Annotated in this window: 22 protein-coding genes; 5 read left to right on the top strand and 17 right to left on the bottom strand. The window is 53.4% G+C overall.

Annotation, left to right across the window (positions count from 1 at the left end):
- Nucleotides 1-63: 63 nt before the first annotated feature.
- From JJL52_RS06850 to rpe, 4 genes are all read right to left on the bottom strand, one after another.
- On the bottom strand, nt 64-444 hold the full coding sequence (locus tag JJL52_RS06850) for a clan AA aspartic protease (RefSeq protein WP_202051665.1): 381 nt from the start codon (nt 442-444) through the stop codon (nt 64-66).
- A 266-nt stretch (nt 445-710) separates the two neighbouring features.
- A complete protein-coding gene (locus JJL52_RS06845; RefSeq protein WP_202051664.1) occupies nt 711-1,301 on the bottom strand; it encodes an anthranilate synthase component II in 591 nt (196 codons plus the stop codon).
- A complete protein-coding gene (trpE, locus tag JJL52_RS06840; RefSeq protein WP_202051663.1) occupies nt 1,298-2,785 on the bottom strand; it encodes an anthranilate synthase component I in 1,488 nt (495 codons plus the stop codon). The genes JJL52_RS06845 and trpE overlap by 4 nt, the downstream gene beginning before the upstream one ends.
- 78 nt (nt 2,786-2,863) lie before the next feature.
- Nucleotides 2,864-3,538 (bottom strand): ribulose-phosphate 3-epimerase, encoded by a 675-nt coding sequence (gene rpe / locus JJL52_RS06835; RefSeq protein WP_202051662.1) that lies wholly within the window; start codon nt 3,536-3,538, stop codon nt 2,864-2,866.
- 111 nt (nt 3,539-3,649) lie between these two features.
- Between rpe and JJL52_RS06830 the strand changes: the two genes are divergently transcribed.
- Entirely contained in the window at nt 3,650-4,504 is an 855-nt protein-coding gene (locus tag JJL52_RS06830; protein ID WP_202051661.1) for a fumarylacetoacetate hydrolase family protein, read from the top strand.
- Here JJL52_RS06830 and JJL52_RS06825 read toward each other — a convergent pair.
- The 5 genes from JJL52_RS06825 to JJL52_RS06805 form a co-directional block, all read right to left on the bottom strand.
- Nucleotides 4,479-6,125, bottom strand: a complete 1,647-nt coding sequence (locus tag JJL52_RS06825; RefSeq protein ID WP_202051660.1) for an ATP-binding protein — start codon at nt 6,123-6,125, stop codon at nt 4,479-4,481. The genes JJL52_RS06830 and JJL52_RS06825 overlap by 26 nt on opposite strands.
- A complete protein-coding gene (locus JJL52_RS06820; protein WP_202051659.1) occupies nt 6,125-6,790 on the bottom strand; it encodes a response regulator in 666 nt (221 codons plus the stop codon). The genes JJL52_RS06825 and JJL52_RS06820 overlap by 1 nt, the downstream gene beginning before the upstream one ends.
- Nucleotides 6,791-6,856: 66 nt before the next feature.
- A complete protein-coding gene (locus tag JJL52_RS06815) occupies nt 6,857-7,129 on the bottom strand; it encodes an oxidative damage protection protein (protein ID WP_202051658.1) in 273 nt (90 codons plus the stop codon).
- Complete coding sequence (gene mutY / locus JJL52_RS06810; RefSeq protein WP_202051849.1) at nt 7,113-8,189, bottom strand: A/G-specific adenine glycosylase; 1,077 nt, start codon at nt 8,187-8,189, stop codon at nt 7,113-7,115. The genes JJL52_RS06815 and mutY overlap by 17 nt, the downstream gene beginning before the upstream one ends.
- Before the next feature lie 6 nt (nt 8,190-8,195).
- Entirely contained in the window at nt 8,196-10,328 is a 2,133-nt protein-coding gene (locus JJL52_RS06805) for an AsmA family protein (protein WP_202051657.1), read from the bottom strand.
- A 127-nt stretch (nt 10,329-10,455) separates the two neighbouring features.
- Here JJL52_RS06805 and JJL52_RS06800 point away from each other — a divergent pair, with 127 nt between their 5' ends.
- Nucleotides 10,456-10,758, top strand: coding sequence for a hypothetical protein (locus JJL52_RS06800; RefSeq protein ID WP_202051656.1), 303 nt, complete (start codon nt 10,456-10,458; stop codon nt 10,756-10,758).
- Between the two features lie 86 nt (nt 10,759-10,844).
- On the opposite strand, the gene JJL52_RS06795 is transcribed toward JJL52_RS06800, so the two are convergent.
- A complete protein-coding gene (locus JJL52_RS06795) occupies nt 10,845-11,450 on the bottom strand; it encodes a peroxiredoxin (protein ID WP_202051655.1) in 606 nt (201 codons plus the stop codon).
- Nucleotides 11,451-11,755: 305 nt separating this feature from the next.
- On the opposite strand from JJL52_RS06795, the gene JJL52_RS06790 reads away from it, so the two are divergent.
- The 3 genes from JJL52_RS06790 to JJL52_RS06780 all read left to right on the top strand — a co-directional run bounded on the left by JJL52_RS06790 (nt 11,756) and on the right by JJL52_RS06780 (nt 14,534).
- Nucleotides 11,756-12,268, top strand: coding sequence for a hypothetical protein (locus tag JJL52_RS06790; protein ID WP_202051654.1), 513 nt, complete (start codon nt 11,756-11,758; stop codon nt 12,266-12,268).
- A gap of 692 nt (nt 12,269-12,960) precedes the next feature.
- Nucleotides 12,961-13,557 (top strand): hypothetical protein, encoded by a 597-nt coding sequence (locus tag JJL52_RS06785; RefSeq protein ID WP_202051653.1) that lies wholly within the window; start codon nt 12,961-12,963, stop codon nt 13,555-13,557.
- Nucleotides 13,558-14,150: 593 nt separating this feature from the next.
- Complete coding sequence (locus JJL52_RS06780) at nt 14,151-14,534, top strand: 4a-hydroxytetrahydrobiopterin dehydratase (RefSeq protein ID WP_202051652.1); 384 nt, start codon at nt 14,151-14,153, stop codon at nt 14,532-14,534.
- Between the two features lie 79 nt (nt 14,535-14,613).
- Here the strand turns inward: JJL52_RS06780 and fbaA are convergent, their stop codons facing one another.
- From fbaA to hxlA, 7 genes are all read right to left on the bottom strand, one after another.
- Nucleotides 14,614-15,693, bottom strand: coding sequence for a class II fructose-bisphosphate aldolase (fbaA, locus tag JJL52_RS06775; protein ID WP_202051651.1), 1,080 nt, complete (start codon nt 15,691-15,693; stop codon nt 14,614-14,616).
- A 108-nt stretch (nt 15,694-15,801) separates the two neighbouring features.
- Complete coding sequence (locus JJL52_RS06770; protein ID WP_202051650.1) at nt 15,802-16,809, bottom strand: transaldolase; 1,008 nt, start codon at nt 16,807-16,809, stop codon at nt 15,802-15,804.
- A gap of 423 nt (nt 16,810-17,232) precedes the next feature.
- Nucleotides 17,233-18,540, bottom strand: a complete 1,308-nt coding sequence (locus JJL52_RS06765; protein ID WP_202051649.1) for a hypothetical protein — start codon at nt 18,538-18,540, stop codon at nt 17,233-17,235.
- 3 nt (nt 18,541-18,543) lie between these two features.
- On the bottom strand, nt 18,544-19,248 hold the full coding sequence (locus tag JJL52_RS06760) for a hypothetical protein (RefSeq protein ID WP_202051648.1): 705 nt from the start codon (nt 19,246-19,248) through the stop codon (nt 18,544-18,546).
- A gap of 121 nt (nt 19,249-19,369) precedes the next feature.
- Nucleotides 19,370-21,364 carry a transketolase gene (gene tkt / locus JJL52_RS06755; RefSeq protein WP_202051647.1) on the bottom strand — a complete coding sequence of 665 codons (1,995 nt, stop codon included), beginning with the start codon at nt 21,362-21,364 and terminating at the stop codon, nt 19,370-19,372.
- A 120-nt stretch (nt 21,365-21,484) separates the two neighbouring features.
- On the bottom strand, nt 21,485-22,018 hold the full coding sequence (hxlB, locus tag JJL52_RS06750) for a 6-phospho-3-hexuloisomerase (protein WP_202051646.1): 534 nt from the start codon (nt 22,016-22,018) through the stop codon (nt 21,485-21,487).
- A 2-nt stretch (nt 22,019-22,020) separates the two neighbouring features.
- Nucleotides 22,021-22,662 carry a 3-hexulose-6-phosphate synthase gene (gene hxlA, locus JJL52_RS06745; RefSeq protein WP_202051645.1) on the bottom strand — a complete coding sequence of 214 codons (642 nt, stop codon included), beginning with the start codon at nt 22,660-22,662 and terminating at the stop codon, nt 22,021-22,023.
- Between the last annotated feature and the right edge of the window lie 292 nt (nt 22,663-22,954).

The raw sequence follows: 22,954 nt of genomic DNA, 5'->3' as shown, positions 1-22,954 counted from the left end.
CAGAGCGTGGGAGCCATAAGCGAAAATCATTATTGACCTAGCCCTAACTCAATTGTTTCATTGCTATTTGGCCAAAGCGACCGGATAATTCGGATGCTGCGGGTTGACGACCAATTCCTGCTTGCGAGGGTCGACAACCAAATCCATCGCTTCCAGCGGAATGACGCCCATCAGCGGTTCGTTACCCAGCACCACCGCTTCGGTCACATAGGTACGGTTCTCGAAGGCTATTTCGATCGGCGCAATTTTCGGCACTTTGCGCTGGTGGCCGTCGGCGAGCGTCACGACTTGCTGATTGACTTCGGTAATATCGAACCCCAGTTGCAGCGCAATCTCTTCGGTTACGCACATGAACGTCGCTCCGGTATCGACCCGCGCGTCCACCTCGACCCGTTTATGGTTGAACAAATTGGTTAATTTGAGTTTTGCGTAGGTTAGCCCCATGTCTTTCACCTAAGTACCTGTGCATAATTATTCAGGCGGCAGCATCAGTTATGTCACTGTTTTTATTAACGGCTTTTCGTAAGCAGCCTTAAAAATACCAGGTTTATTTTGCACCTGTACTTATCATAAGATGACATTCTGTTATTAAAATCGGTTGTAATACCGATTTTCGTATTATTCCCATCAGTTAAAATGTACAAGCACCCACTCATCGCAATACTCATCTGCTTTTTATATTGAGCTTCATCTTGAAAAAATCTTCTGAGTTATCTCTCCAAAAAATTCCTCAAAAGATCATGTCCGTGCTCGGTCAGAATCGACTCGGGATGGAACTGCACACCTTCGATGTCAAGCGTTTTGTGGCGGACGCCCATGATTTCGTCGATATTACCGGCTTCGTTCCGGGTCCAGGCAGTCACTTCGAGGCAGTCGGGCAGGGTTTGCTGTTCGATCACCAGCGAATGGTAACGGGTCGCAGTGAACGGGTTTTTCAGCCCCTTGAACACGCCGACATTATGGTGGTAAACCTCGGAGGTCTTACCGTGCATGATCGCTTTAGCGTGAATGATGTTGCCGCCGAAGGCGTAGCCGATGCTTTGATGGCCGAGGCAGACACCGAGAATCGGGTAGCGGCCGGCGAATGTCATGATCGCCTCGACCGAAACACCGGCTTCCCGAGGCGTGCAGGGACCCGGCGAAATCACGATCTTATCGGGCGACAGGCGCTCGATGTCTTCGACCGTAACCTGGTCGTTGCGCACGACGGTCACGTCGGCGCCGAGCTCTCCCAGATACTGCACCAGGTTGTAGGTGAACGAATCGTAATTGTCGATCATCACCACTTTGATTGCGCTCATGCTCCTTCTCCTTCGAGTCCGGCTTCGGCCATGCTGACCGCGCGGAAGATCGCCCGGCCCTTGTTCATCGTTTCGTCCCATTCGTTGCGCGGTATCGAGTCATAGACGATGCCGGCGCCGGCCTGGATGTGCAGCATGCTGTCCTTGATCACGGCCGTGCGGATCGCGATCGCGGTGTCGAGATTGCCGGACCAGGCGATGTAGCCGACCGCGCCCGAGTAGACGCCGCGTTTGACCGGCTCCAGTTCGTCGATGATTTCCATCGCGCGGATTTTCGGCGCGCCGCTGACGGTGCCGGCCGGGAAGGTCGCAGCGAGTACGTCGAAAGCGTTCTTGCCCGGTTTCAATCGGCCGATCACGTTCGAGACGATATGCATCACGTGCGAGTAACGTTCGACGATCATCTTGTCGGTCAACTGCACACTGCCGATTTCGGCGACGCGGCCGGTGTCGTTGCGGCCGAGGTCGATCAGCATCAGGTGTTCGGCGATTTCTTTCGGATCGTCCAACAGTTCTTTTTCGAGCGCCAGATCCTGTTCCTGGGTCGCGCCGCGGCGGCGGGTGCCCGCGATCGGACGAACCGTCACGATGTTGTCTTCGAGGCGGACCAGGATTTCCGGCGACGAGCCGACGATATGGAAGTCGCCGAGGTTCAGGAAGAACATATACGGCGACGGATTCAGGCAGCGCAAGGCCCGGTACAGGTTCAGCGGCGCGGCGGTGTACGGAATCGACAGCCGCTGCGACAGCACCACCTGCATGATGTCGCCGTCGGTAATGTATTCCTTCGCCTTGCAGACCGCTTCCTCGAAACCCTGCTGGGTAAAGCCGGAGACGAAATCGGATTCGTTGACCTTTTTGGGCGCGGTATGCCTAGCCGGCTTGGCCTGCACTTCGCGCAGCTTGATCGACCACTCGTGCAGGCGCTGCTGCGCCCGCTCGTAAGCCAGGTCTTCGGCCGGGTCCGCATGCGTCAGCAGCAGCAATTTGCCGGACAGATTGTCGAACACCAGCATTTCCTCGGACACCATCAGCACGATGTCCGGATTACCGAGCGGATCGGGTTTGCCGTGGCTGGCGAGCCGCGGTTCGATATACGAAATCGTCTCGTAGCCGAAATAGCCGACCAGGCCGCCGTTAAAGCGCGGCAGGTCGTCGATGTCGGGCACCTTGAAGCGTGCCTTGAACTCTTCGATCCAGAGCAGCGGATTGTCGAGCACGGCCGTTTCGACGATCTCGCCGTTTTTTTCCAGGTTGATCCGGTTGCCGATCACTTTGACGATCGTTTTGCAGGGCAGTCCGATGATCGAATAGCGTCCCCATTGCTCGCCGCCGTGCACCGATTCGAAGAGATAGGAATAAGCGCCGTCGGCCAATTTCAGGTACGCGCTGAGCGGCGTATCCAGATCGGCCAGCACTTCCCGGCTAACCGGGATGCGGTTGTAGCCCTGGCGGGCGTATTGATTGAATTGTTCCGGGGTCATTCTGTTTCTTCAAACTGCGTTTTGCACAACGGTATGAACGACAAGTGTAGGGCGGACCGGCAACCTGCCCTATAAATTTTATTTACCGGCTTTCGCGAGTTCGGCGCGCATGTCGTCGATGATCTTCTTGTAATCCGGCTTGCCGAAAATCGCGGATCCCGCGACGAACGTATCGGCGCCCGCTTCCTTGATTTCTCGGATGTTTTCGGTTTTTACGCCGCCGTCGATTTCGAGGCGGATGTTCAAACCGCTGTCGTCGATTTTCTTGCGCACTTCGCGCAGTTTAGTCAACGCGGACGGAATGAACGACTGGCCGCCGAAGCCCGGGTTGACCGACATCAACAGGATCATGTCCAGCTTGTCCATCACGTAATCCAGATAATGCAGCGGGGTGCCCGGATTGAATACCAGACCCGCCTTGCAGCCGTTGTCCTTGATCAGCTGCAGGGTGCGGTCGATATGCACGGACGCTTCCGGATGGAAGGTGATGATGCTGGCGCCGGCTTTCGCGAAATCGGGAATGATCCGGTCGACCGGCTCGATCATCAGGTGCACGTCGATCGGGGCGGTTACGCCGTGTTTTCTGAGCGCCTCGCAAACCAGAGGACCGATGGTCAGGTTCGGGACGAAATGGTTGTCCATCACGTCAAAATGCACAATGTCGGCCCCGGCGGCCAGGACGTTATCCACTTCCTCGCCCAATTTGGCGAAATTGGCGGACAGAATGGAAGGCGCGATCCAGTTTTCGTTCATTATCGTCTCCTCGCGGTTAATCTCGGTTAAAACGGCCCATTATAACTTTTTTTTTACGGCTAGGCTTCGATATACAATAACCGTTTGCAATGTGATGGAAAAATTTTCACGATGAAACTGGTTACCTTTACGCACGCTCAATCTACCCGCCTCGGCGCCGTCGTTAACGATACCGTCGTCGACAGTCTGGGTAATCCCGCCATTCCGCCGCGAATGATCGATTTTCTGGCCTTGGGAAGCGAAGCGCTCGCAGCGATGCAGGCATTGATCGACAGCGGCAATCAGCGCATTCCGCTTCGGGATGTCAAGCTCGAGGCGCCGATTCAGAGGCCCGGCAAATATCTCGCGATCAGCCTGAACTACGCGGACCATATCGCCGAAACCGGCAAGGACCGGCCCGAGTACCCGAGCTTCTTCACCAAGCAAAGCACCTGCGTGATCGGGACCGGGGATGCGATTCAGCGCCCCCGGGTATCGGACAAGCTCGATTACGAAGGCGAACTGGCGTTCGTGATCGGCCGGCGCTGCCGCCATGTGCCGGCCGAAAAAGCCCATGAAGTGATCGCGGGCTTCATGATCGCGAACGACGTGTCCGTACGCGACTGGCAGGCGCGCTCGCCGACCATGATGATCGGCAAGTCGTTCGATACGGCGGGGCCTTTGGGGCCGTGGATCGTCACTGCGAACGAAATCCCCGACCCCCACAACCTGGAGCTGAAAACTTGGGTCGACGAAGAGTTGCGGCAAAACGCGAATACCGGCGAGATGCTGTTCAACTGCTATGAGATGGTCGCCTATCTGTCCGAGGCGATGACGCTGGAGCCGGGCGATGTAATCAGCACCGGCACGCCGGCCGGCGTCGGCGTCAAAATGTACCCGCGCGGTTACTTAAAGCCGGGACAAACGGTCAGAATCGAAATCGAAGGAATCGGCACGCTGGTTAACCCGGTCGTGATGGAGCCGTGAAGTTTCTTTTCTTGTTAGGCAGTGCGCCCGCCGGCGCCGAGCCGCCCGATTTGTGGGCGGCCGCTTTATCGGATTTTCTTCGCGGATAAGGGAATAGCACCGTCACCTTCAAACCGTCCAGTTCCGACACGCCGAGGCTGAATTCGGCGCCGTGGATCGCGACGATCCGTTGCGCGATCGAAAAGCCGAGCCCGGTGCCCTGCGCGACGCTGGCGGTTTCGGCCAGACGGTGGAAACGCTTGAGCGACTTTTCGTAGGCGTCGGGCTTGATGCCCGGCCCCGAATCCTCGACGCGCAATTCCACATGCTTTTCCTTGTCGGTCAGATAGATCCGGATATTGCCGTATTCGGGCGTGTATTTGATCGCATTGTCGACGATATTGCGGATCAAGATATTGATCAAGGGCGGATTGCCGATGATTTCGGCGGAAGATTTCTCGATGAACTCGACATCGATCGATTTCCTGTAGGCGTCGTGCTCCAGGTCCGTGATCACCTGAATGATCTCGGAGGACAATTTTACGCCGGTCTTTTCGAGAAATTCGGGTCCGGAATCGATCCGCGAGAAGGTCAGCAATTGCTTGACCATGTAGCTCATCCGGTTGACCGCCTGCTCTATCCTTTTCAAAGCCTGGCGCTGGATTTGCTCGTCCTGCGTTTTCAGCGCAACCTGCACCTGCGTCAGAAGCCCCGCCAGCGGCGTTCTCAGCTCATGGGAAGCATCGGCGGTAAAGCGGCGCTCATGCTCGAAAGCTTGCTCAAGCTGAGCGAAGAGGCTGTTCAGCGCATTCACCATCGGCACCAGCTCATTCGGCAGATTGTCGACCGACAAAGGTTTGAGGTAGCTGACTTCGCGCTGCGCCAGCGCTTTTTGCAATTGATTCATCGGCGCCAGCGCATTGCCGATGATAAACCAGATCACCAGCGCCAGCACGGGCATCCCGACCAGGAACTGGGTGACTAGCTGTTCGGAGATTTCGTCGGTCAATTGCTGGCGGATCGCTTCCTGCTGACCGACATGGATCACATAATCGCCCGTCTTGTTCGACACACTGAAGACATGCCACAGGCTGCCCTCGCTTTGCACCTCGCTGAATCCCTCCTTGGCGAAGGTAAATGGGATCTGGGGCGCGCTCTCGGAGCGCAGCAGGAGCCCTTTATCTTTGGACCATAACTGAAAGGCGACTTTTCTTTCGTACTTCAGGCGAAACGCATCGTCTTTCAGAGAATCGTTGAAAACATGCCATACCATTCCATCCTGGTCGCCTTCCTTCAGGCCGTCTTCCGGAAGGCCCGGTTTTTTGCCGGAGCTCAACAGCACGCCCTTTTCTTCGGACCAGAGCTGATAGGCCAGTTTTCTTTTATACGTTTCGGTAAAAGAGCTCTTTTCCCCTCCATGCGCCAGTCGTCCCTGCTTCCAATAATCGGGCAATGAACCGTCCAGCAGCAGGCTGTCCACAAAAGCCAACAAGACTTTACCGGACTGGGCCAGTTCCGCATCGAACAGTTTGGCAACCTCGTCACGGGTCGCTTTATAGCTTGAGTAAGCGGTAACGCCCCAGACCACCATCGTTGCCGACAGTAGCGATACCAGCAATAGTTGCCGTAGGGAGTAGTTCATCAGCCTTCTTCGGCGTCAATGATATAGCCAACCCCCCTGACCGTCCGAATCAAGGAGGGATCGAGTTTCTTCCTGAGATAATGAATATGCACTTCGACCGTATTACTCTCGATGTCGGAGTCCCATGAATACAGGCTCTCTTCCAGGCGCGCCCGCGAGACGACACGGCCGATGTTGCCCATCAGAAAACTCAGGATTTCGAACTCTTTCTGCGACAGGTCGACTCTTTCATTGTTATAAGTCACGATGTGGGCGGCAGGATCCAGCACCAGCCCTTTATGCTCAATCGTCGGCGTACTGCGGCCTTCGTGCCGTCTGGCCAGCGCGCGCAAACGGGCGCAGACTTCGGTCAGGTCGAACGGTTTGATCACGAAGTCGTCCGCGCCGCTGTCGAGTCCCGACACTCTATCGGGAACCGTGTCTCGGGCGGTCAATACCATCACCGGCGTCTCGTCCTTGCGGCTGCGCAGATCGCGCAACAGGTCCATACCGTCCATGTCCGGCAACCCCAAATCCAGCACGATCAACTCATAAAGGTTATTTTTCAGCGCTTCTTCGGCAAGCTTTCCGGTAGTGAACCAGTCGACCGCATAGCCTTCCATTTTCAGGCCGGTCGCCAGTCCTTCTCCGAGGATTTCGTCATCCTCAACTAACAAAAGTCTCATGCAATTTCTCTATCTCATTTAAATACAGCGCGCCGTCTTATACGGATGGCGCGCCAACTCGCCGGCTCACGGCTGCGGAGGCACATAACCTTCCGGCATCTCGTTGTTGCCTTCGAACAAAAACCTGTCCCGCTCCTGCGCCAGAAAAGCCTTGGCTTTCGGGTCGAAGCTGGCCAAGCGGTATTCGTTGATCAGCATCGTCTGTTTGGCGATCCATTGCTGCCAGGCCTGTTTCGATACTTTTTCATAGATTTCCTGCCCTTTGGGACCCGGAAACGGCGGCTCGTCGAAGCCTTCCAGTTCTATCCCCAATTTTGCGCATTTAACCAGTCTTGCCATGTTTGTCCTCGCGGTTTTGATATTGTTTCAACAATAGGTTGATCGGCGCGGGCAGACCCAGCCTGGCAATCGCCTCAAGCGGATGCCAGATCGCCGATCCTGTTTCGCCGACACCGGCGGGGATGCCGTCAGCCAGAATCACCAGTGGCGTAAAATCCAGGTGAAAATGCGAAAAGGTATGACGCCGTCCGTCCATCGCATACTGCTCGATGACCGCTAAATGACGGTCCAGACACCAAGCCACGGCCTGATCGGGATTCTCGAACTCAGGTAGACACCACAAACCGCCCCAAATTCCGGCCGGCGGACGTTTTTCGAGAAAAACCTGCCGATGCCTATCGGTGAGCAGCAAAAAAATCCGCTGTTTGACCGGCAAAGTCTTGGCCGGCCTGGGCGCTGGAAAGTCGGCCACCTGCCCTCTCCCGAACGCCAAACAGTCTGCGTTCACAGGACAGGCTCCGCAGGAAGGTCGGCTGCGGGTACAGACCGTCGCGCCCAGATCCATGATCGCCTGCGTATAATCCGCCGCCCGGTGCTCGGGCGTCAATGCCCGGCTGAGCTCCCATAAGCGCCGGTTTACTTTTGCTTCGCCGGGCCAGCCCGATACGGCCCGGTAACGGGCCAGCACCCGCCGGACATTGCCGTCCAAGATCGGATGGCTGCGGCCATAGGCAATGCTCATGATCGCGCCGGCTGTCGACAGGCCGATCCCGGGCAGTTGCTGAAGCTCTTCGAGGGTATCGGGAAAACTTCCCCGCTCGGCGATAATCAGCGCGGCCTTATGCAAATTACGGGCCCGCGCATAATAGCCCAATCCGGACCAATAGCGTAATACCTCGTCAATACCCGCTTCCGCCAGCGCTTCGACGGTCGGGAATCGGTCCATGAACGCATTGAAATAGGGAATTACGGTGGCCACCTGGGTTTGCTGGAGCATCGTCTCGGAAACCCAGACCCGATAGGGCGACTTGTCCTGCTGCCAGGGCAGATCTTTGCGTCCATGCAGGTCAAACCAGGCAAGTACGCGCTCGTTAAATGTCGAATTGTTCACGCGGATCATCTGCAACTAGAACAACCGGTCCAGTAAATCGCCGACGCCGGGGCCTAATTTCTTATCCAGTTTATCTTTCAATTTGTCTATTTTATCCGTGTTTTTATCGAGAAACTTCTCGATTTTGGCCTTATTCTTCTCGGTCAGCAAGGCTTTCATATCCAGTCGATAACGGGGATCTTCCAGCGTTCCGGACATATCCACCACAATCGGCGTGCTGTGAAATTTTTCCGGCTCGGTATCAGTCGCCTGCGCCTTAACGAGGTGCGTGACAAAACGGTAATCCGCCAGACCGGTATCGACATTCGTAAAACCGCTGCCGGTTATCCGGAACAAGGGCGCCTTGACCAGCAGATCGTCGCTCCGCAGGATACTTTCGGCCAGAGAACCCGAGCCCGATATCTCGGAAAACTTCAGCCCGTCGCCATAGCCTGCCGGCAGCGGCGCCTGATTGAGCAAACCGATGCCTTGATTGATGACTTTCAAGAACTTCACATCTCTGATCGCGCCATCCTTGACCCCGAAGGCCAGCTTTCCATTCAGTCCGTGCCTGATCTGTTTCAAATCCCTTCCCTGCCCCTGCAAAGTCGCCGAGCCGGTCAGTGCGCCGCTCATGCCGATTTTACTCCCGATTAGCTTAAGAATAGCTTCAATATCGACCCGATCGATCTTTTCGGTCAAGGCCACTGCCGTATCGCCGCCTTTTGCGTTGAGATCGACGCCACCCGAATAGCGCCCCCCATAAAATCGGCCGATACCTTGACGGGTTTGTATAACGCCTTCTCGGGCTCCCAACTGCAAATGCAGATCGTCAGCGGCAATACCGTTTACTTTCAAGTGTCGCAAATGCAGCTCGCCTTGTGCATCCAGCTTCCGCATCCGCTCCGCCGGCAGCTTCGCAAGCGCCGCCGCAATCGCCGCGGACGGGCTGACCAGCTTGTTTTTTTTCTCACTCGGCGGCAGATAGCGCCCGACATCGACCGCATCGCCGGTTAAATTAAAACGGATCGACGGTGCCTTCCAATCTTCAAGATGCGCCTCGCCTTGCAGCAGCGTATCGTCCAGGCGGCAGCGGAATGCGCCGATAGCCAGCGTATCTTTCGCTGCGCGCAGGTTGAAGTCGGCCTGCAAGCGAGTAAATGCAAGCGCATCCTGAAATTTCGGAACCGCAATGCCGAAGCGTGGCAACACTTCGCGCGGATTGAGCTCCGCTACTTCTATGCCGGCCTGGATGTCGGGATCGCTCCATAGATTAGCGCCGCTCAAGCTGGACTCGATTAACACGCCAGCCGACTCGAAATGCAGGTTGGAAGCCTGGAGTTTTTGCGCGTCTTTCTCGAAAATAATTTCCGGCGCGGTCAACTTGGCCGCCAACGCTTTACCCGGCTGAGTCTTCGCCTCCCGAGTCAATATCAACTCGGCGCCGGCAAGATTCGCGGCAACCGGATTCTGCTTGAGCATCGCCCGGCTGTGCAAAGCGATCCGATCCTGATAGCCGGATTCCGGCTCCAGGATCGAGAACTTCAGCGCCACCTCGGTAAATTGATCCCACTTGAAAGCCCCCACATCCAGATTGATCCCGTCGATTTCCAGGCATCTGCCGGCTTGCCGATCGTCCCAAACTATTTCCGAATCTTTCAACGAGGCGCCGCCGATAGCAAAAAGCTGCAGCCCCGCGTCTTCTTGAGGCGGCGCGGTCGCCGCCGGAGGAGCCGAAGGAACAGCTGCATTCGCACTGCTTTTAGACCTCTCAAAACTCCAATTATTGAGGCCTGCCTCTGTACGGATCAGATGCAGCCGTAAACCTTGCAGGTCGATGCGGTCGATTTCAATCCGCTTTTGCAGCAGCAGCGGTAACAATTTGACCCGAACTTCGCTCTGCTCGATGCTCAGAAAATCCGTTTCCGGAAACACCCGAACATTTTTGATCCGGATCCGCTCGATCAATAACCCCGTCGAAGGAAAAACCGACAGCTGCAAATCGCCGGCAAATTCGACTTCGCGTCCGGTTTTTTCCCTAATCGCCTCGGTTATCAGAGGCTTGAACTGATTCGGGTCGACAACAAACGGCAGGATCGCGATCGCGAAGACGAGCAATAACGCCAATATGCCCAAGATGACGGCAAACACTTTCTGCGTTTTTCTCATAATTCTCACCTTGCGATTAATAATGATGCCGTAAAGGCCGAATATGGAATATGATTAGCGCCCGATCGCTGCGTTCCGGACAAACCGGCAGCAGCATATCAAAATAACGAACTAAAAAGGTGAGACGATGTTATACCTAGCAAAATTCGCCGGAGTGGCAGTTCTGGTCTGGTTTTATTTAACCGCGAAAGAAAGAGGACAGCCGACGCTGCAATGGGCTGTAATAGGACTGGTCGGCTACTGGCTAACCTGGTGGCTGGTCAAACTGTCGGTGCTGCACCCGATCGGCGACATGCTGACCAAAAGCCCGACTTCACTTTTTCTGGTGACTCAAATTCCGGCCATCGCCGGCATCATTGTAAGCATTTTCGTTCGCAAGAAGCTGATCGCAAATGCCTCGAAAGAATCGGCGCAGGGCAACGACAACTAATCCTGCGACCCGGCCTGCCAAGGGCGCATTACAGCGATGCAATGCGCCCGAAAACAACTGCCTTTATGGCAGTCTTCTAAAACTCTTTATAACTTTTCGGCATTTTTTTCCAGGTATTCCGCAACCCCGGCAGGGCTTGCATTCATACCGGTATCGCCTTTGTTCCAGCCGGCCGGGCAAACTTCGCCATGCTCTTCGTGGAATTGCAGCGCATCGACCATACGGATCAATTCGTCCATGTTACGACCCAGCGGCAAATCGTTGACCACTTGATGACGCACGACGCCGTTTTTGTCGATCAGGAAAGAACCGCGATAAGCTACGCCAACGCCTTCCGCTTCGACATCATAATCTTTGCAGATATTGTGAGCGATGTCGGCCGCCATCGTGTAACGGACCGGACCGATGCCGCCTTTGCCGACCGGGGTGTTACGCCACGCATTATGAGTGAAATGCGAGTCGATGGAAACGGCGATCACTTCCACGTTACGGCTTTTGAATTCGTCGATGCGGTGATCCAGCGCGATCAATTCGCTGGGGCAAACGAACGTAAAATCCAGGGGATAGAAGACGATAACGGCATATTTGCCGCGAGTAGCTTCGGAAAAGCTGAAAGAATCAACGATTTGACCATCGCCTAACACGGCGGGAACGGTGAAATCCGGGGCTTGTTTACCAACTAGAACGCTCATCGTTTTTTCTCCAAATAGTTATAAAAAGCAAAGAGTTATCATATCAAGTTCAGCCACGCTAGCGTGGAATCCCTGCATTCTACACCAAAACGGTCGGAATTAATTATTTTTTCGAATCTTAAGGCTTTCATAAATTTGTCATTTTTTTCTTGCATTTGTCAGAACTTTAGGCATAATTTGTAATCATTGGATTACAAATATAGTGGCTGTACTCTTTCAATTATTAGAACTAAAGCCGCTACGTTTATAGGCAACCTAGCTTTACCGCTATTAGACTGATGTCGTTTTTGTGAGGGGTCACTTCCATGGCAAAAAATAAACACATTACCGAACCGGACGTATTCGGTTATCAAGTACGTATTGTCCGCCGCGGCAAAGAAAGCAGTCGGTATTTTTCCCATAAACTATGGGGAAACAAAGCCAAATCCTTACAGGCCGCTATTCTCTGGCGCGATCAGATGCTGGTCGTGCTGAAAGGCAGTAAAACCCGTTTTTTAAAGCCGCCGAAGAATAAAACCACAACCGGCGTCACCGGCGTTTCGAAAACGATCAAATACGATCATCGGAAGGATAAAAGCTACCTGTGCTATACCGTATTCTGGGTTCACAACGGCAAATCGAAAAATAAGACCTTCCAGGTCGGCAATATTGCGAAAATTACCGCGGACGACGAACTGCACGCTTTCCGTACCGCCCGCCTGTTCAGAAGCTGCTACGAATACGCGATTGATAATGATCTGGAATTCGACGAAAGCAAATTCGCGGGCTGGAAGAAAAAACGCCTCTACGAAGACGAAGCGCTGCGCGTTGTAGCCTAAAGCCGGTCCCCTAGCGGGTTGCGCCGGATCAATCTCGCCGCCCAAGCTTCCGGTCGGCGGCCATCGCAACCCTTATCCAGCTCCGGAGAAGCCACAGGAGCAAGGCTTCTTCAGAGCAGACAGACGCTACCGGGATTCTGGCGCCCCGACTAATCCCTGTTCGAATGCTTACTGATTGATTCCGCCCAGCGTTACATCTCTTCAAATCGGCTTTCGCCAAATCGGCGGGCCGACATATGCTTTCGCATCTCCTTATGTCCTTCCGACAAGCCGTTTTACCATCCGTTACCCTTAATAATCCAGGTACCGGCGCACAGAATGCCTATCTCCTTCATCCTACAGGGTAACTACGCACACTCAATGCGTTCATTTTTTTACTGGATGGATGGGGCCGGATGATTGCCATTATCGTGCACCGAAAATGGCATTCGCGTATTCCCCCCATAGACCGAGCTCGACGAAGCATATCCTTACCGAGCTTGTCGCGGAAAAACCGAAAACAAACCCGGCCATACGGACGAATCCGACCCATTCGATTTATATAGGGTATTTCGTCATCCAAAGATGGCTTTAATACGGCCTCATCCAACTTCGACCAAGCTTTATCGGTGACAGGTTCATAACTATAATACGCAAATCTTCGTGGCGGCTTTGCCAAGTCTCCGCCATCCATTTTACTTCTTCAGCTAAATATGAATACCCGGGCAAAAATCTTTACCACTCTCGCCGTTTCGCTGTTAAGTGCATGCGCGACCGAACCTACCCCGCAGCCGGATACCGTCGCAGCAATCGAACCTAAACCGCAGATTCAGCAAGAGGAACTGCCGCCCGATCACAATCCTTACACCGACCCTCCCTTGACCATTACCAAAAACGGCAAACCGCTAAATTTAGTCAGAATCATGGACGGCGGGGTCTGTAAAAACGAGCTACAGGGAGCCAGCGGTTCATTCTTGGTTTATGCGGACCCGCACGACATTGAACGCATCAAGAAGGAAAAGCCGAAAGAAATTTTCAAAGATTTTGAAACTAAAATACAAAATTTCTCTACCGAAATTTTGCAGCAAGCGATTAATCAGACCAATTTGACGGCCGATCCTTTTTCCTTGGGCGATGACGTGATGCAGGAAAGACTGGCCGAACAATTAATAAAAAATTTCCATGAGGCTGCAACACGTCCCCTGTCGGCTTTTACTCGCGAGACGACGTTAATGATCGAGGTTACGCCATTTCCTCCTTCGCTCACTTTTTATCAGAAAGGCTGCGATATGACCCGTTTCACCCAGTAAATACCGCCGAAAAACCCATCCGTCAAATTTTTCGGCCATTTACTGCGGAACGTTAACGCGACGCGGAGCATTAATCCTCTATTGTCTCACCGACCGATTTCCGACGGACGGCTCTCCCTGTATTTTTTTCGATTTGTGTAGACCTTTCGATATACACATTACGATAAATACGCAGAGGCTGCCTAATAAATTGATGATTACCATTAATTTCTTGAACATGACCATGTCCTTCTATCGAATAATTTCAACATAATGCTTTGTGTGTAAGCTGTAAGGCTGTAAAAATACCCTACCCGAAAAAGATTTCTGTGAAGACAAGCTCTAAACCTCTTCCCATACTGAAACATTAGCTCAAAGTCGAACTATGCACACCTTTTGTATTTACTAAACAACTATTTTTGTGAAAAGTTTCACGTAATTCTTCTTTTGCACCAACGGTAATTCATGTTCCATATGAATCAATCGTTTGCTCACCAATAACGCATCGTTGCCGAGCTCTCCGACTTCCCGATCGCCGCTGGCGAATATAATTCTCCGGAAAAACAACAAATGGTTTACAATCCCCCTGTCATCCAGTAGGCAGGAGGTTGATCATGGGCTGGCGCGAACGCAAACACGAAGAAACTTATTCAGATAACGAAGTGGAAGAGCGGCTGAAGGAAGAATTGCCGCATTGGTATCTCGAAAACGGCTGGATACGCCGCAAATACAAAACCAGCGGCTGGAAAGGCACGCTGATGGTAGTCAACACGGTCGGCCATTTGGCGGAAGCCGCTTTTCATCACCCCGATTTGAGCGTTTCCTATGCTTTCGTGATCGTCAAGCTGATGAATCATGCTGCCAAAGGCATTACGAATAAAGACTTTGAGCTGGCGCACAAGATAGAAGAAGTGGTAATGTGGCAACCGGGTAAAGAAGGCGGAGCCTTAGAGGGAACCCCGGACGATCCTCGCTTCAAATACCTCAAATACGACTGAATACGGCGCGATGCCGCGCTTTTTGGAAGGATACGCTACAGGCTTGCGGCGCTCCGCAAGCCTGTAGCTTTCGAACCAGTTACAGCGAGTTAACTGAGTTCAGATCCATGAAGGCCTGCTGCAGGCGGCTGACCATGCCGAGCTCGCCTTCCCGCTGCCAAACGCGCGGATCGTAATACTTCTTGTTCGGCTTGTCGTCGCCTTCGGGGTTGCCGATCTGGCCTTGCAGGTAACCTTCATTTTTCTTGTAGAAATTCATGATGGCTTCCCACGTTGCCCATTGGGTGTCGGTGTCGATATTCATCTTCACGACACCGTAGCTGATCGATTCGGCAATTTCTTCCGGAGTAGAACCCGAACCGCCGTGGAATACGAAATTCAGGGTTTTGGCCGGCAAGCCGAATTTCTCCGACACATACTTTTGCGAGTTATCCAAAATTTTCGGAGTCAGTTTAACGTTGCCCGGCTTGTAAACGCCGTGTACGTTGCCGAACGAAGCCGCGATAGTGAAGCGGGGACTGATCTTGCTCAGATGCTCATAGGCATAAGCCACGTCTTCGGGCTGCGTATAAAGCTGGGAATGATCCACGTCGGAATTATCGACGCCATCTTCCTCGCCGCCGGTTACACCCAGCTCGATTTCCAGCGTCATGTCCATTTTAGACATGCGCTTCAGGTATTCGCCGCAAATCTCGATGTTTTCTTTCAGGCTTTCTTCGGAAAGGTCCAGCATGTGCGAGCTAAACAGAGGCTTTCCGGTTTCCGCGAACCGTTTCTCGCCCGCATCCAGGAGTCCGTCAATCCATGGCAGCAGTTTTTTTGCCGCATGGTCGGTGTGCAGAATAACCGGCACGCCGTAATACTCGGCCATCAGATGCACGTGCTGGGCACCGGAAACGGCACCCAGAATCGCGGTTTTTTGACCGTCCAACTTCAGGCCTTTGCCGGCTACGAAAGATGCGCCGCCGTTCGAGAACTGGATGATTACCGCTGATTTGGCTTTCGCCGCGCCTTCCAGTACGGCATTGATCGAATCGGTATTGATCACATTGACTGCCGGCAGCGCCATGTTATTTTCTTTGCAGATCGCAAACACTCTCTGCACATCTTCTCCGGTCACAACGCCGGGTTTAACTACATCTAAAATTTTTTTCGACATAATGAATTGTTAAAAATTGTTAAGCTAAGGTGCAAAAGCATCCTGCCACATTTTCATCGGGCAAAAGAAACCGGCACCGGACTTGCCGATGCCGGAAACTTCAATGACTTACGCTTCGACGGCTTCCGGTTGATTTTCCAACTCGGCCAGACGCTTGGCCAACAGCTCTTCCAGAGATTCCAAAGCTTTTTCGAAACCGATGATGCCTTCGGACAACTTGTCTGTCGCCATGCGGTTTTCTTCATGCATGCGATCGAATGTCGCGCGGTCCATTGTAATTTTTTCGATCTCCATGCCGGCGGATTTCGCAGGATCCAGCTTGCGCGGCAGTTCGCCTTCGGTCGATTGCAGCTCGGCCAGTAAAGACGGCGCGATGGTCAACAGGTCGCAACCCGCCAGTTCGGTAATTTCACCAATGTTACGGAAGCTCGCGCCCATAACTTCGGTCTTGTAACCGAATTTCTTGTAATAGTTATAAACCGCGGTCACGGAAACGACGCCTGGGTCTTCTGCGGGTGCATAAGAATCGCGGCCGGTATCTTTTTTATACCAGTCGAGGATGCGTCCGACGAACGGAGAAATCAGCGTGATGCCGTTCTCCGCACAGGCAATCGCCTGATGCATGCCGAACAGCAACGTCAAGTTGCAGTGAATGCCTTCTTTTTCCAGAACCGCCGCCGCCTGGATGCCTTCCCAGGTTGAAGCAATCTTGATCAGTACGCGTTCTTTGGAAACGCCGGCCGCTTCGTACTGCGCAATGATTTCTCGGCCTTTCGCGATAGTTGCTTCAGTGTCGTAGGACAGACGGGCGTCAACTTCGGTTGAAACCCGGCCTGGAATGATTTCGAGAATTTTCAATCCGAATGACACTGCCAGACGGTCAAACGCCAGGTTAGCAACTTCAGCCGGAGTCGCGCCGCGACCCAGCGTGTCGCGCGCACCTTTCAAAGTATCGTCAACGATACTTTGATATTGGGGCATTTGGGCTGCCGCAGTGATCAGCGAAGGATTGGTCGTCGCATCGCGCGGCTTAAAGGTTTCGATCGCCTGGATGTCCCCGGTGTCGGCGACGACTACGGTCATTTCCCTGAGTTGTTCCAATAAGTTCTTAGCCATAATGTGCACCTTAAATGAATAATTATAATTAAAAAACAAATACCTCCTCAATATTATCACAACTCGTATTTGTACGAAACTACTGAATGATCCAATTCAGAAGGCGGTTTTTGGCGCCAATTTTCATATACAAGCGCAATATATTGAAAAGGGTCTAGGGTTTGCGGGGCTTCACCTGTGGACTCCGTGACAGAGGTCGATTGACGGAAGGGCGGAGGATGGATAACCCAAGCGACATGCGCCGCAATAGCCATAGCAACTTATCGCGCTATAAAAGCTCGATGCTATGTTTAAAGACAAACTCTGAAAAAGTTAGTTCTAGCTTCCCGTTTGCCCGAACCAAACTCCAACCGTGGTGACCAGCGGACCGGATGCATGAGCCTGTGGCTCAAACGAACACAGGCTCAAATATCCGCCTGCGAATCAGGCGGTTTGCTGAAGGTACTTTTCAACGCCCGTAGGCTTTTTAGCTGCTTTTTCCGCCGGAGCCTGATGCTCGCTGATATATTTCGAAACCCGGGTAGCCTTCGCATTTTTGGGTGTGACGGCATCATTTTCCACCGCTTCCGCTGCAGGAATGAATTCGCCTTCCAAGCATCTCTCGACCGGTACGAAGATAGGTTCAGGGCTTTCATGATCCGCCGTGTTTTGACGGCTCAGGTATTTAGCAACCCCCGTCAACACAAATTCTTGAGAAACGGATTGTTGCCTCATGACGGTATTGCCGCCGACGGTCGGTGCCTGCTTGGAAAGATATCTTGTCACACCGCTGATTTTAGCCGATGTATTTGGAATCGATATTCTCTGCCTAATCAAATATTTGGCAACGCCTGAAAACGCAGGTTTGGTTTTTGCAAGCTGTGCCTGCGCTTCCAGATATTTGGCAACGCCGCTCACGACCGGCTTCGACTTATAGACCCGGCTTTTTGCCAAATATTTGGCAACGCCGCTCTGGCGTGGCTTCAGGCTGTCCCGAACGACTTGTTGAGCGATGTACTTGGCAACTTTGCTGACTGGCGGTTTTTGGCTCTCAATTTTCGCCTGTTGCTGAAAATACCGTCCGACGCCGGTTTCCGCAGGCGCTTCCAAGGCTTCTGCAGGCTGCGGGGCTTCCACGACAGTTTCCGGTTGAGCTGACATTGCCGCGGTTTTTTCAGCCGCGATACGCGCTTCCTCTACTAGATAACGCTCGATCAGCTTCTGCGCATCGAGCCTTCTTTGCAACAAGTCCTGTTCGGCCTGGTATTTCGCAACGCCGGTCAATGCGGCAAGCTTCGCTTCGGCAATTTCCTGCCGGGTGATGTACCGACCGACCGTAGTACGCTTCGGCAGATATTTGGTTTGGATGATCTGTTTAGCGACATATTTTGCAACACCGCTGGCGGGCGTATCGTTGTCGAAACGCGCCAGATATTTGCTGACGCCGGTGATGCACGCCTCTTCCCGCCCTTTGATCGACTGCATCACCAAATATTTGCCGACACCTGTAGCAGGCTGTGATTTATTTTTTTTCACATACCGCGCTACACCGGACTCCAGAGGCTGGGCGCTCAGATAGCGAGCGACGCCAGTACTGGCCGCAACGACCGGCATGTTCTCGGCCGCTCCGGAAGATTGTTCGTAAACATCCCCGGAGTGAACCAATGATTGCTGTTTTCTTGTTCCTGTTTTGGATCGCTTACCGAAGGGATACAATCCCTCGACCAAGCTGATCAAGTAAGCCTGATCCATCCCTTACCCCCGGTCGCGCAGATATTTTTCGACGCGGGAAACCGGCTGTGATGGCGCACTTTCGGAAGCCTTCTGGCTTGCCATGTACTTGGCAACCCCAGTCAATGGAGCGGATGCCGCAGCGGACTTGACTTGTTTTTCCAAGTATCTGGATACGCCGGTTCCGGCTTTGCGGTTCAGATATTTCGCTACGCCGGTCGCACCGCCTGCAGCTGAACGCGCTGAACCATTCGGCGCATGGCCCTCAGGCTGCGCTTGCTTCTTGAAAAAGATCACGCCGACGAACGCCAATACTGCCAGACCGATCAGATAGACGAAGTTGGACTCTTCCTTTTTGGCTTCGGCCGCAGGCTTGGCTTCTTCCGCCGCAGTGACTGCCGGAGCTGCCGGCTGGCTTGCCGTCGCTGCAGGCGCGCTTTCTTCGACAGCTACATTCTTGGGTCTGCCGGCAGGCGCAGCATCGGCTGCAGCAGGCTTGTAGTTAGGGTCCGAGTAGACGACTTTCGGCTGGAAATCAGATGCCGGATATTGTGAGTCCACCGCTTTGGACGCCGTTGGAGCGGCCGCTGCCTGATGCTTGTACTCGGGATCCTGATAAACCACCTTCGGCTGAAAATCGGAAGCAGGATATTGAGAATCTGCTCCTGCAACAGAGCTGGCTAACAGTAAAGCCGCAAAAGCACCGTTCGTTATATTTATAATTTTCACGTTGTTCACCCTAATAAGTCGTAGTATGTGGATCGGGATCTTGAGCACCGGATTATGCCTCTGCCCGCGCCCAAGATCTCGTCAACCGACGGGATGACAGAGTCATCCCGTCTTTTTTCAATCAAAGTACAGCTTCCACGTTTTTGACTACGTTTTCAACAGTGAAGCCAAACTCCTTGAAAAGTTGTCCAGCCGGCGCCGATTCACCGAAGTGATCGATACCGACGATCTTGCCGTTGCAGCCGACATATTTCCACCAAAACTCGGTTACGCCGGCTTCGACGGCAACCCGCTTGGTAACAGTCGACGGCAATACCGATTCACGGTATTCCGCATCCTGCGCATCGAAAACATTGGTGGACGGCATCGAAACGACGCGGATCTTCTTACCTTTCGCACCAAGCTCTTCCGCCGCTTTCACTGCCAATTCGACCTCGGAACCCGTGGCGATGATGATCGCGTCCGGCTGTCCTTCGCAGTCTTTCAACACATAGCCGCCGCGAGCAATCAATTTGATCTGCTCTTCGCTGCGCGGAATATGCGGCAGGTTCTGCCGCGAGAACACCAGCGTCGATGGGCCGTCTTTACGCTCGATTGCTGCACGCCAGCAAACGGCTGTTTCGACTGCGTCGCAAGGCCGCCAAACATGCATTCTCGGAATCATCCGCAAAGTTGCAGTTTGCTCGATCGGCTGGTGCGTCGGACCGTCTTCGCCCAGACCGATAGAGTCATGAGTGAAAACGAAGATCGAACGGATCTTCATCAACGCAGCCATCCGCAATGCGTTACGCGCATATTCGGAGAACATCAGGAAGGTCGCGCCAAACGGGATCAGGCCGCCGTGCAGGGCAATGCCGTTCATGATCGCCGCCATTCCGAATTCGCGTACACCGTAGTTCACATAGTTCGCATCCGGCTTGTTCGCGCGCATCGGCTTGTAACCGGACCATTCGGTCATGTTCGAACAGCCGAGGTCGGCCGAACCACCGAAAATTTCCGGCAGCAATTTGGCATAGCCTTCGATCGATGCCAAAGACGACAGACGGGTTGCGGTAGTTTTCGCTTCGGCGTTGACGGCAGCGACAAAGCTGTCCGCGTCCGCTTGCCAGTTGGCAGGCAGGTCGCCGTTCATCCGCCGCTCGAAATCGGCCGCCAGTTCAGGATGCGCCGCTTTGTAAGCCGCAAACGCCTCATTCCAGGCTGTCTCTGCAGCACCGCCTTTCGCCTTTGCATCCCAGCCTGCATAAACATCCGCAGGCACTTCGAACGCGTCGTGATCCCAGCCCAAAGCCGCTTTGGTCAAATTGATTTCTTCTTGACCCAATGGCGCACCGTGGCAGGCATGAGTACCGGCCTTGTTCGGCGCTCCGAAACCGATCGTGGTCTTGCAGCAGATCAGCGTCGGCTTGTCGGTCATCGCTTTCGCAAACTCGATCGCTTTATTGATCGCTTCCGCATCATGGCCGTCGACGTCCGGAATGACATGCCAGCCGTAGGCTTCGAAACGTTTCGGCGTATTGTCGGTAAACCAGCCTTCAACATGGCCGTCGATCGAAATGCCGTTGTCGTCCCAGAACGCGATCAGGTTGCCAAGACCCAGCGTACCCGCCAGCGAGCAAGCTTCATGAGAGATGCCTTCCATCAAGCAGCCGTCGCCCAAAAACACATAAGTCTTGTGGTCGACGATTTTATGACCGTCCTTATTGAAATGCGCGGCCAGAGCTTTTTCGGCAATCGCCATGCCCACCGCATTGGTGATGCCTTGTCCCAGAGGACCGGTCGTCGTTTCAACGCCAGGCGCATAGCCGTATTCCGGGTGGCCTGGTGTTCTCGAGTGCAACTGACGGAACTGTTTCAGATCTTCGATCGATAAATCGTAACCGGTCAGGTGCAGCAGGGAATAAATCAGCATGGAGCCGTGGCCGTTCGACAGCACGAAACGGTCGCGGTTTGGCCATTTTGGATTGGCCGGATTGTGGTGCATATGATCGTTCCACAAAACCTCGGCAATATCCGCCATACCCATCGGGGCGCCGGGATGACCCGAATTTGCTTTTTGAACCGCATCCATGCTCAAAGCGCGAATGGCGTTAGCTAAAACACGGCGCGAAGCCATAGTCTTCTCCTTCGTTGGTATAATGATGTTGAGTTAATCAGCCTATTCAGCGTCACTTGATTTGGTCGCCAAACACATGAGAAAAGAACGGGCAGCCTGGGCCGCCCGTTCTTGGTTTCGCTATTCTAGGTTAGCGTGCCTTTCTCTCATGACTTCTTCCGGGATACCCTTCTCATGGATGATATGAGAAATGGTGGCTTCCAGGAAAAACAGGGTCGACAGTTCGAAAACGGTACCCATCGGCATGCCGACCACTTTGCCGTATTGTTCAGCCTGACCGATTTGGAAAACCGCATCGGCCATGTCGCCTATCGTTGAGCTGCTCTTTGCCGAAATCAACACAATGTCCGCGCCGACTTTTTTCGCGCTTTTCGTGAAGGCTATCAACTGCTCGGTTTCGCCCGAGCCTGAAATGATAATCAACAGATCGCCGCTTTTGATGCTGGGCGTGACAATTTCACCCACAACACTGACATCGTAACCGGCATGCACCAGCCGCATCGCAAAAAAATTGCCAACGAGCTTGGAGCGACCGGCGCCTGAAACAAATATACGCTTGGCATTATCAAGCATCTGGGTCAGACGTTGATCGTAGGAAGAATCGGTCGTCGACAGAATGCCCGAAATTTTGTCTATGATAAGTTGCTGATGCATCGTTATACAGCTTCAACCAATTCGCGGATTTCGCGTGCTGCGTCAGCTGGGGATGGAGCGCCGTAGATTGCAGCGCCGACAACGATGATGTTCGCACCGGCTCTAACAACGTCTTGTACGGTCGAAGCCTTGATACCGCCCGCGACAGAGATTCTAACGTTCAAACCCAATCTGGCGATGTCGCTCAGGTCGCCGAAAGGAGTGTGGCCTGCAGCCTGTGCGTCCAGACCGGTGTGTACGCCCATGATGTGAGCGCCGGCTTCCGCGCAAGCGCGTGCGCAAGCAACTTTGTCTTCAACGTTGATCAGGTCGATTTGCGCTTCGGCGCCATGAGCGTTAGCCGCTTTGATAACGCCTTTGCAAGTCGCCAGACCGGATACGCCCAGCACGGTGCAGATGTCGGCGCCGGCCGCATAGAAAGGGGTTGCTTCGTATTCGCCGGCGTCCATCGTTTTCAGGTCGACCAGCAACAGTTTATCCGGGAATCTGGCGCGCAGATCCTTAACCAGATTAACACCGTTGTGTTTGATGCAAGGCGTGCCGATTTCGAAAATGTCGACATGAGGCGCGACGGTTTCAGCCAGCTGGATGGTTGCGTTGTAGTCCAGAGAGTCCAAAGCGATTTGAATTAATGGTTTTGCCATGTTATTGCTCCAATGGTTTGTTATTGTAATAGGTGGGTTACCTGTTTAATGCGAACGCTACTGTAAATTAGAAAGGGGAGTCATGTCAATGATCCTTGCCGAATACAGCCACGGCGCCTTCTGGTGGCTTTTCCGGGCAATTTGACAACCAGCCCGAGCCAGACATATTTGCTCATAAATGTTTCAATTTTACTCGGTTTTGCTGCATCTGTCTCCTCAGCCCCGGCACGATCTCTACTCGATCGGTTTTTTGGTTTTTCCGGGAGCAAACCAGCCCGGCTCGCCTCGCCCC

This window comes from Candidatus Methylomicrobium oryzae, from assembly GCF_016745425.1.
Classification (GTDB): Bacteria; Pseudomonadota; Gammaproteobacteria; order Methylococcales; family Methylomonadaceae; genus Methylomicrobium; species Methylomicrobium oryzae.
The sequence above is the reverse complement of the archived record's forward strand: the minus strand, read 5'-3'. Positions and strand labels throughout refer to the sequence as shown.

Coding starts and splice junctions, on each gene's coding strand:
- JJL52_RS06850 (WP_202051665.1), bottom strand. CDS start 444: ATGGGGCTAACCTACGCAAAACTCAAATTAACCAATTTGTTCAACCAT.
- JJL52_RS06845 (WP_202051664.1), bottom strand. CDS start 1,301: ATGAGCGCAATCAAAGTGGTGATGATCGACAATTACGATTCGTTCACC.
- trpE (WP_202051663.1), bottom strand. CDS start 2,785: ATGACCCCGGAACAATTCAATCAATACGCCCGCCAGGGCTACAACCGC.
- rpe (WP_202051662.1), bottom strand. CDS start 3,538: ATGAACGAAAACTGGATCGCGCCTTCCATTCTGTCCGCCAATTTCGCC.
- JJL52_RS06830 (WP_202051661.1), top strand. CDS start 3,650: ATGAAACTGGTTACCTTTACGCACGCTCAATCTACCCGCCTCGGCGCC.
- JJL52_RS06825 (WP_202051660.1), bottom strand. CDS start 6,125: ATGAACTACTCCCTACGGCAACTATTGCTGGTATCGCTACTGTCGGCA.
- JJL52_RS06820 (WP_202051659.1), bottom strand. CDS start 6,790: ATGAGACTTTTGTTAGTTGAGGATGACGAAATCCTCGGAGAAGGACTG.
- JJL52_RS06815 (WP_202051658.1), bottom strand. CDS start 7,129: ATGGCAAGACTGGTTAAATGCGCAAAATTGGGGATAGAACTGGAAGGC.
- mutY (WP_202051849.1), bottom strand. CDS start 8,189: ATGATCCGCGTGAACAATTCGACATTTAACGAGCGCGTACTTGCCTGG.
- JJL52_RS06805 (WP_202051657.1), bottom strand. CDS start 10,328: ATGAGAAAAACGCAGAAAGTGTTTGCCGTCATCTTGGGCATATTGGCG.
- JJL52_RS06800 (WP_202051656.1), top strand. CDS start 10,456: ATGTTATACCTAGCAAAATTCGCCGGAGTGGCAGTTCTGGTCTGGTTT.
- JJL52_RS06795 (WP_202051655.1), bottom strand. CDS start 11,450: ATGAGCGTTCTAGTTGGTAAACAAGCCCCGGATTTCACCGTTCCCGCC.
- JJL52_RS06790 (WP_202051654.1), top strand. CDS start 11,756: ATGGCAAAAAATAAACACATTACCGAACCGGACGTATTCGGTTATCAA.
- JJL52_RS06785 (WP_202051653.1), top strand. CDS start 12,961: ATGAATACCCGGGCAAAAATCTTTACCACTCTCGCCGTTTCGCTGTTA.
- JJL52_RS06780 (WP_202051652.1), top strand. CDS start 14,151: ATGGGCTGGCGCGAACGCAAACACGAAGAAACTTATTCAGATAACGAA.
- fbaA (WP_202051651.1), bottom strand. CDS start 15,693: ATGTCGAAAAAAATTTTAGATGTAGTTAAACCCGGCGTTGTGACCGGA.
- JJL52_RS06770 (WP_202051650.1), bottom strand. CDS start 16,809: ATGGCTAAGAACTTATTGGAACAACTCAGGGAAATGACCGTAGTCGTC.
- JJL52_RS06765 (WP_202051649.1), bottom strand. CDS start 18,540: ATGGATCAGGCTTACTTGATCAGCTTGGTCGAGGGATTGTATCCCTTC.
- tkt (WP_202051647.1), bottom strand. CDS start 21,364: ATGGCTTCGCGCCGTGTTTTAGCTAACGCCATTCGCGCTTTGAGCATG.
- hxlB (WP_202051646.1), bottom strand. CDS start 22,018: ATGCATCAGCAACTTATCATAGACAAAATTTCGGGCATTCTGTCGACG.
- hxlA (WP_202051645.1), bottom strand. CDS start 22,662: ATGGCAAAACCATTAATTCAAATCGCTTTGGACTCTCTGGACTACAAC.